Annotated in this window: 7 protein-coding genes; all 7 read left to right on the top strand. The window is 69.5% G+C overall.

The genetic code is table 11. The features are described from left to right. Positions 1–77: 77 nt before the first annotated feature. Positions 78–1,211 carry a DUF3152 domain-containing protein gene (locus JHN63_RS45695; RefSeq protein ID WP_200691040.1) on the top strand — a complete coding sequence of 378 codons (1,134 nt, stop codon included), beginning with the start codon at positions 78–80 and terminating at the stop codon, positions 1,209–1,211. A gap of 67 nt (positions 1,212–1,278) precedes the next feature. Further along, complete coding sequence (locus tag JHN63_RS54895; RefSeq protein WP_374223005.1) at positions 1,279–1,371, top strand: Ms4533A family Cys-rich leader peptide; 93 nt, start codon at positions 1,279–1,281, stop codon at positions 1,369–1,371. 195 nt (positions 1,372–1,566) lie between these two features. Next, positions 1,567–3,285 (top strand): ABC transporter substrate-binding protein, encoded by a 1,719-nt coding sequence (locus JHN63_RS45690; protein WP_200691039.1) that lies wholly within the window; start codon positions 1,567–1,569, stop codon positions 3,283–3,285. A gap of 4 nt (positions 3,286–3,289) precedes the next feature. Continuing rightward, positions 3,290–4,369, top strand: a complete 1,080-nt coding sequence (locus JHN63_RS45685; protein WP_200691038.1) for an ABC transporter permease — start codon at positions 3,290–3,292, stop codon at positions 4,367–4,369. Continuing rightward, positions 4,366–5,364 (top strand): ABC transporter permease, encoded by a 999-nt coding sequence (locus JHN63_RS45680; RefSeq protein WP_200691037.1) that lies wholly within the window; start codon positions 4,366–4,368, stop codon positions 5,362–5,364. The genes JHN63_RS45685 and JHN63_RS45680 overlap by 4 nt, the downstream gene beginning before the upstream one ends. After that, positions 5,361–6,974 carry an ABC transporter ATP-binding protein gene (locus tag JHN63_RS45675; protein WP_200691036.1) on the top strand — a complete coding sequence of 538 codons (1,614 nt, stop codon included), beginning with the start codon at positions 5,361–5,363 and terminating at the stop codon, positions 6,972–6,974. The genes JHN63_RS45680 and JHN63_RS45675 overlap by 4 nt, the downstream gene beginning before the upstream one ends. A 246-nt stretch (positions 6,975–7,220) precedes the next feature. Continuing rightward, positions 7,221–8,261 (top strand): DUF3492 domain-containing protein (locus JHN63_RS45670; RefSeq protein ID WP_307782144.1); only part of this gene is annotated, 1,041 nt, incomplete at its 3' end.

Genomic DNA, 8,261 nt, shown 5'->3' with positions numbered 1-8,261 from the left:
GGGGGGAGTTGAGGGGGCGGACCGGGGTCGCGCGTGGGCCGCTCGATGGTTCTTCGGGGGCGTACAGCGTGCCCGGTATGACCGGTGCGTCCAGCGTGCCTCAAGTCCCCGGTGCCGGTGTGCCGGACGGTTCGGGGCCGGGGCTTCCCATACCTCGGCAGCGGCAGGCCCCTCAGGGTGGTTCTCGGCGGCGTGGGCAGGGCGGTCGTGGGCCTCGGCAGGATTACGTCGACGCCTTCGGGGCGGACGCCGGCGGTGACGACGTCTTCGCGAGCCGTACAAGTGTCGCGACGCATCCCTCCGACCCGTACGCCTCCGTCACCGACTGGACCGAGACTCCGGAGAGGTCGGAGAGCGACACCGGCGCCGGCGACGCGCTCCCCGCCGACCTCGACCGCGCCCCCGTCAAGGGGCGCAAGGGGCGGACGTACACCGGCATCGCGGCCGCCGCCGTCACCACCGTGCTGGCCGTCATCGTGGCCGGGCAGGTCGTGAAGGACGGTGACAAGGACGGCGTGCAGTCGCAGGCGGCCACCGATCGGGCGCGCGACGCGCGGAGTTCCGCCTCCGCGCCGCAGCCCAGCGCCTCCGCCTCACCGCGCGTGGCGACGCTGACGTACGCGCAGAAGATGGACAAGAAGTACCCGCTCAGCGCCAAGCTCAAGGGGCCGGACAAGTTCGACGCCGTGCCCGGTGTCGACAAGGCGCCCGGCAAGGGGCGCAAGTACACGTACCGCGTGGACGTGGAGCAGGGGCTCGGGCTCGACGGCACGCTCTTCGCGCAGGCCGTGCAGAAGACGCTCAACGACAAACGGAGTTGGGCCCACAACGGAGCCCGCACCTTCGAGCGCATCTACTCCGGCAAACCGGACTTCGTGATCACCCTCGCGAGCCCTGGTACCACCGCCAAGTGGTGCGCCAAGTCCGGGCTCGACACGACCGAGGACAACGTGTCGTGCGACTCCGCGGCCACCGAACGTGTGTTGATCAATGCGTATCGATGGGCACAGGGGTCGTCAACATATGGGGACAAGATGTACGCGTATCGACAGATGTTGATCAACCATGAGGTCGGTCATCGTCTCGGCTACGGGCACGTCACCTGCGACAAGGACGGCGAGTTGGCCCCGGTCATGCAGCAGCAGACCAAGTTCCTCGACCATGACGGGATCCACTGTCTGGCGAACCCCTGGCCGTATCCGGGTAGTTGACGGGCAGTTGACAGGCGACGCTTATGTCACATTGACACGAGCCGCGACTTCCTTCATATTTTTGGGCATGTGGTCTAGTCATGTCGCCCAACGCGCCGCCTTCGAGTTGGCGCTCATCGGCGTGACCCCGCTCTGCGTGGCCGACATCCTCTGTCGCTGAACACCGCCCCTGGCGTTCGTGTCGCGACCCGCACCACCTCGCCCTTGCCCGTTGACCACGGCAGGGCATTTCCGACGACCTGACGCCGGGGCAGACGCCTGTTCATTTCCGTCTCACCCCTTGTCCATCCGTCTCACCATTCGGGAAACCCCATGAGAATTCCCGAACATCCCCCCCCGAGAGGTCGTCATTCCGATGCGTCAACCGTCCGTCATAGCCCGGCGCGTGGCCGTGGCATCCGTCAGCCTGGCCGTGGCGGCGGGCGCCGCCGCCTGCGGGCCGAAGGACAACGATGCCAAGGGCTCCGGCGGCGACTCCACGCCGCACAAGGGCGGCACGCTCACGGTCCTGAACTCCAACCCCCAGGAGGACTTCGACCCGGCGCGCCTGTACACCTCCGGCGGCGGCAACGTCCCCTCCCTCGTCTTCCGCACCCTCACCACCCGCAACCGTGAGAACGGCGCGGCCGGCGCCAAGGTCGTCCCGGACCTCGCCACCGACACCGGGCGCCCCAACAAGGACGCGACCGTCTGGACGTACACCCTGAAGAAGGGCCTCAAGTACGAGGACGGCACCGCGATCACCTCGGCCGACATCAAGTACGGCATCGAGCGCTCCTTCGCCCCCGAACTCTCCGGCGGCGCGCCCTACTTGAGGGACTGGCTGGTCGGCGCGGCCGACTACCAGGGGCCGTACAAGGACAAGAAGGGGCTCAGCGCCATTGAGACTCCCGACAGCCTGACCATCGTCTTTCATCTGAACAAGCCCGAGGGCGAGTTCCCCTACCTCGCCACGCAGACGCAGTTCACGCCCGTCCCGAAGGCGAAGGACACGGGGACGAAGTACGAGCAGCACCCGATCTCCTCGGGGCCGTACAAGGTCGTCAGCAACCAGAACGACGGCGAGACGCTCGTCCTGGAGCGCAACAAGTACTGGTCCACGGCCACGGACGCCGAGCGCAAGGCGTACCCGGACAAGATCGACGTCAAGTCGGGGCTCGACTCCTCCGTGATCAACCAGCGGCTGTCGTCGTCCCAGGGAGCGGACGCTACGGCCGTCACGACCGACACCAACCTCGGTCCTGCCGAGCTCGCCAAGGTGACCGGCGACAAGGAACTCGCGGCGCGCGTCGGCACCGGGCACTTCGGCTACACGAACTACATCGCGTTCAACCCCACGGTCGCGCCGTTCAACAACGTCAAGGTGCGCGAGGCGATCTCGTACGCCATCGATCGTTCGTCCGTGGTCAACGCGGCGGGCGGTTCGTCGCTCGCCGAGGCCGCGACCACCTTCCTGCCGAACCAGAAGTCCTTCGGGTACGACCCCTACGACCTCTTCCCGGCGGGCGCGTCCGGCAACGCGGCCAAGGCCAAGGAGCTGCTGAAGGAGGCCGGTTACCCGAAGGGGATCACCGTCACGCTGACGCACTCCAACGACAAGGACTTCGAGACCAGCCCGGAGATCGCGACCGCGATCCAGGACGCACTCAAGAAGGCCGGCATCACCGTCAAGCTCCAGGGCCTGGAGATCAACGACTACAAGGACAAGATCCACAGCGTCAAGACCGAGCCGGGCTTCTTCCTCGCCCACTGGGGTGCCGACTGGCCCTCCGGCGGTCCCTTCCTCGCCCCGATCTTCGACGGCCGCCAGATCGTCAAGGACGGCGCGAACTTCAACACCGGCCTGCTCAATGACGATTCGGTCAATGCCGAGATTGATTCGATCAACAAGTTGACGAATCTTGACGAGGCCGCCAAGCGGTGGGGTGCACTGGACAAGAAGATCGGCGCGCAGGCCCTGACCGTGCCGCTGTTCCACCCCGTCTACAAGCGACTGGTCGGCAAGGACATCAAGAACGTCGTGATCAGCGACTGGACCGGCGTCCTGGACATCTCCCAGGTCGCGGTCAAGTAACCCCATGAGCGAGGCACTTGTCGCCTCCCAGCCCGCCGGGACGGACCTCTCCGTCCCGGCGGGCTCGGGGGCCCGTCAGTTCTGGCGGCGGCTGCGAGCGCAGCGCGCCGCCCTGGTCGCGGCGGCCGTCGTCGCCCTGCTCGTCCTGGTCGCGCTCGGCGCGCCGCTGCTCACCGCGATCGAGGGCCAGGACCCCTTCACCTACCACCCCTCGCTGATCGACTCCGCGCGCGGGGGCGTGCCGACCGGCTCCTTCGGGGGCATCACCGGCGACCACTGGCTCGGCGTCGAACCGCAGACCGGCCGCGACCTGTTCGCTCGGCTCGCCTACGGCGCACGGGTCTCGCTCGGTGTCGCCCTGGGGGCGACCCTCGTACAGGTCACCCTCGGAGTCGTCGTCGGAGTCGCCGCCGGGCTCGGCAGCCGATGGGTTGATCAAGTGTTGAGCCGGATCACCGACATCATCGTGGCGATGCCGTTGATGATCATGTCGTTGGCGCTGCTCGCGATCGTGCCCAGCAGCTTCCCGCGCCCCCTGCTCGTCGCGCTCGTCATCGGGCTCATCGCCTGGGGCAACACGGCGAAGATCGTGCGCGCCCAGACGCTCACCCTGAAGGAGCTCGACTACGTCTCCGCCGCCCGGCTCAGCGGCTGGGGCACCTGGCGCATCGCCCGCCGCGAACTGCTGCCCGGGCTGGCCGCGCCCGTCATCACGTACGCGGCGCTCCTCGTACCGATCAACATCAGTACCGAAGCCGCGCTGTCCTTCCTCGGCGTCGGCGTGAAGCCGCCGACGCCCTCCTGGGGGCAGATGCTCACCGCGGCCGACGTCTGGTACCAGGCCGCCCCGCAGTACCTGCTGCTGCCCGCCGGCGCCCTCTTCGTCACCGTCCTGGCGCTGACCGTCCTGGGCGACGGCATCCGCACGGCCCTCGACCCGCGCGCGGCCTCCCGCCTGCGCATCGGCACCGGCCGCAAGCGGGAAGCGAAGGCGGACGCGGGCGGGAAGGGCACCACTACGAAGAGCACGACTACTAGCAGCGCGACTACGAAGAGCACGAATTCCAAGGAGGCCACGTCATGAGCGGCTTCGGAGGATTCGTCCTGCGCCGCGCCATCGGCACGGTGATCACCCTGTTCGCCATCTCGGTGATCGTCTACGTGGTCTTCTTCGTCACCCCCGGAAACGTCGCCCAGATCACCTGCGGCCCGCGCTGCTCCCCGGAGCAAGTGCACCAGGTGGCCCAGCAGTTGAGGCTCGACGACCCGCTGTACCTGCGCTACTGGCACTTCCTCCAGGGCATCCTCGTCGGCCAGGACTACTCGACGGGCACCTCCGTGGAGCACTGCTCGGCGCCCTGCCTCGGGCTGTCGTACCAGGGCGACCAGCAGGTCACCCAACTGATCCTGACGAAACTGCCGGTCAGTCTGTCGCTCGTGTTCGGTGCGATGGTGCTGTGGCTGATCCTCGGCGTCGGCACCGGCGTCCTGTCGGCGTGGCGGCGCGGCCGGTTCACCGAGCGCCTGCTGACCGGCATCACCCTCGCGGGTGTCGCCACCCCGGTGTTCGTGATCGGCCTGGTGCTGATGATCGTCGTCTGCGGGCAGCTCCAACTGCTGCCCTTCCCGCAGTACGTCAGTCTCACCGACGACCCCGAACAGTGGGCCTGGAACCTGCTGTTGCCCTGGCTCTCGCTGGCCCTCATCGAGGCCGCCGCGTTCGCCCGGCTCACCCGGGCGTCGATGCTGGAGACCCTCGCCGAGGACCACATCCGCACCTTCCGCGCGTACGGCGTCGGTGAACGGTCGATCATCGGGCGGCACGCGCTGCGCGGGGCGTTCGCGCCGATCATCGCGCTCAACGCCAACAACGTCGGCTCGGCGATCGGCGGCGCGGTGCTCACCGAGACGCTCTTCGGACTGCCCGGCATCGGACAGGAACTCGTCCATGCCGTCAACGTCGTCGACCTGCCGGTGGTCGTCGGCATGGTCCTCGTCATCGGCTTCTTCGTAGTCATCGCCAACGCCGTCGCGGACGTGCTGTACGCGGTGGCCGACCGACGGGTGGTGCTCGCATGAACTCGGTGAACCGCTCGGCGGACGTGTTGGTGGAAGTCACCGACCTGACGGTCGGGTTCGGATCGCTGCGCGCCGTCGACGGCCTCTCCTTCCGGCTGGAGAAGGGCGCCGCGCTCGGCCTGGTCGGCGAGTCCGGCTCGGGCAAGTCCACGGTCGCCTCGGCCCTGTTGGGGCTGCATCGCGGCACGGGCGCCGACGTCGGCGGCTCGGTGCGCGTGGCCGGCATCGACATACAGGAGGCGTCGGACGCGGACCTGCACCTGTTGCGTGGCGGGAAGGCCGCGATGGTCTTCCAGGACCCGCTGTCGTCCCTGGACCCGTACTACGCGATCGGCGACCAGATAGCCGAGGTGTACCGCGTGCACACGCGCGTGTCGCGTCGGGCCGCACGCGCGCGTGCCGTCGACGTACTGGACCGGGTCGGAATCCCGGACGCGGTACGTCGATCCCGTTCGCGCCCGCACGAGTTCAGCGGCGGGATGCGGCAACGCGCGCTCATCGCCATGGCGTTGGCGTGCGAGCCGGACCTGCTGATCGCCGACGAGCCGACGACCGCGCTCGATGTCACCGTCCAGGCGCAGATCCTCGACCTGCTGCACACGCTGCGCGAGGAGACCGGCCTGGGGCTGCTGCTCGTCACGCACGACGTGGGTGTCGCCGCCGAGAGCGTCGACGAGATCCTGGTCATGCGGCACGGGCGGGCCGTCGAACACGGGCCGGTGGGCACCGTGCTCGGGGCGCCGACCGAGCCGTACACCCGGGATCTGCTCGGCGCGGTCCCGCGTGTGGACGCCCCGCGCGCGCCCTCCGAGGCGTCCTCGGCGGGCCAGGAGGTCGTCCTGGAGGCGACGGGCCTGCGGCGCGAATTCGGGCGCGGGAAGCGGGCGTTCGCGGCCGTGGACGACGTGTCGCTGACGATCCACCGGGGCGAGACCCTCGGCATCGTCGGCGAGAGCGGCAGCGGCAAGACGACACTGGGCCGGATGCTGGTCGGGCTCCTGAAGCCGACGGCCGGCGAGATCAAGCCCGGTGGGGGAGTGCGCCCCGACGTCCAGATGGTGTTCCAGGACCCTGTCTCCTCCCTCAACCCCCGCCGCAGCGTGGGCGATTCGATCGCCGACCCGCTCCGCGCGCGTGGGGAGCGGGACGAGCAACGCATCCGGGGGCGCGTGCGGGAACTGCTGGAGCGCGTGGGGCTCGAAGGGGCGCACTACGACCGCTACCCGCACGAGTTCAGCGGCGGCCAGCGCCAACGCGTGGGCATCGCGCGGGCGCTGGCGGCCGACCCGCGCGTGATCGTGTGCGACGAGCCGGTCTCCGCGCTCGACGTCACGACTCAGGCCCAGGTCGTCGCCCTGCTCGGCGAACTCCAGCGCGAACTGGGCCTCGCGCTCGTGTTCGTGGCCCATGACCTCGCCGTCGTGCGCCAGGTCAGCGACCGGGTCGCGGTGATGCGACGCGGGAGGATCGTTGAACAAGGCCCCGCCGACGAGGTCTACGACTCCCCGAAGGACCCGTACACGAAGCAGCTCCTGGCCGCCGTACCGGCCCTCGATCCGGAGGTGGCGGCCCAGCGCAGGGCGGCGAGGCGGGAGTTGACGACGGCCTGAGGATCGTTGAACGATCCGCTTCCGGGTGGTCCCGTAGAGATCCCGAAGTGGGTCTCCCGGTGATCCCGTAGTGATCCCTTAGCGCGAGCGAACGCGAACCGCACGGGAAAGTTACGACCGTTCACCCCTTTTGGTGGCGCGATGGACAACCGTCCGTCGCGCCACCGCCTTGTCCGCATACGTTCGTCCCGCTGCGAGCCGCCGGGTCAACGGCGGCTCCCCATATGGGAGATCGGGGGTGTGCCCGTGCGCATAGGACTGCTTACGGAGGGTGGCTATCCGTATGTGAGCGGTGACGCCAGACTCTGGTGCGACCGGCTCGTACGCGGGCTCGGGCAGCACGAGTTCGACGTCTACGCGCTCAGCCGCAGCGAGCGCCAGGAGAGCGAGGGTTGGCTCGAACTGCCGTCGCAGGTGAGCCGGGTGCGTACCGCTCCGTTGTGGAGCGCCGAGGACGACGGGGTGACCCTCGGGCGCCGTGCGCGCCGGCGCTTCGGCGAGTGCTACGAGGAGTTGGCGGCGGTGTTGTGCGCGGGGGACGCGCAGGGGCTGGCGTCGGTGTCGTTGCCGGTGCCCGCCGGGTCGGGGTCGGCCTCGTCCGAGTCGACCGTGTCCGAATCTGCCGTGTCCGAGTCCGCCGGGTCCGAATCTGCTGTGACTGAGTCGGCCGCGTCGGCCGCGTTGGCAGACTCGGTCATGCCGGGCGCGGCCGTGCCGCACGCTGCCATGTCGCAGGCGGCCGGTTTCGCGAGGCTCACGGACCTCTCGGAGCCTCTGCCCGCAGGGCCTTCCGCGCTCCCCGGGGCGGGCTCCGCCGATGTGGCGGACCGTTTCGCCAACGCGTTGTACGGGCTCGCGGAACTCGCCCGCGACGAGGGCGGACTCGTAGGCGCGCTGCGCTCCGAACGCGCCGTGCGTGCGCTGGAACGCGCCTGTCGTGCGCCCGGCGCACTCCGTACGGCACGCGAGGCGCGCGTACCCGAACTCCTCGCCGTGGCCGCGCACTTGGAACGAGCCCTGCGCCCCCTCTCGCTCGACTGGTACGAGGACGACGCCCTCGGCTCCGCGGACCTCTGCCATGCGACGGCCGGCGGCACCGCGGCCCTGCCGGGGCTGCTCGCCCGGCACTTCGCCGGCGTACCGCTGCTGGTGACCGAGTACGGCGTGCAGTTGCGGACGCACTACCTCGCCTCGGCGGACGAGCCGCCCGCCGTACGGGCCCTGCTCGCCGCCTTCCACGGTCGGCTGGCCGCCGAGATCTACCGGCGGGCCGCGCTGATCACGCCC

The organism is Streptomyces sp. MBT65 (assembly GCF_016612545.1).
Lineage (GTDB): Bacteria > Actinomycetota > Actinomycetes > Streptomycetales > Streptomycetaceae > Streptomyces.
Note: the sequence above shows the minus strand (reverse complement) of the source record. Positions and strands in the feature narration are given on the sequence as shown.

Excerpts from the sequence above, each read along its gene's own strand:
- JHN63_RS45685 (WP_200691038.1), top strand. The coding sequence starts at position 3,290 with ATGAGCGAGGCACTTGTCGCCTCCCAGCCCGCCGGGACGGACCTCTCC.
- JHN63_RS45690 (WP_200691039.1), top strand. The coding sequence starts at position 1,567 with ATGCGTCAACCGTCCGTCATAGCCCGGCGCGTGGCCGTGGCATCCGTC.
- JHN63_RS54895 (WP_374223005.1), top strand. The coding sequence starts at position 1,279 with ATGTGGTCTAGTCATGTCGCCCAACGCGCCGCCTTCGAGTTGGCGCTC.
- JHN63_RS45675 (WP_200691036.1), top strand. The coding sequence starts at position 5,361 with ATGAACTCGGTGAACCGCTCGGCGGACGTGTTGGTGGAAGTCACCGAC.
- JHN63_RS45695 (WP_200691040.1), top strand. The coding sequence starts at position 78 with ATGACCGGTGCGTCCAGCGTGCCTCAAGTCCCCGGTGCCGGTGTGCCG.
- JHN63_RS45680 (WP_200691037.1), top strand. The coding sequence starts at position 4,366 with ATGAGCGGCTTCGGAGGATTCGTCCTGCGCCGCGCCATCGGCACGGTG.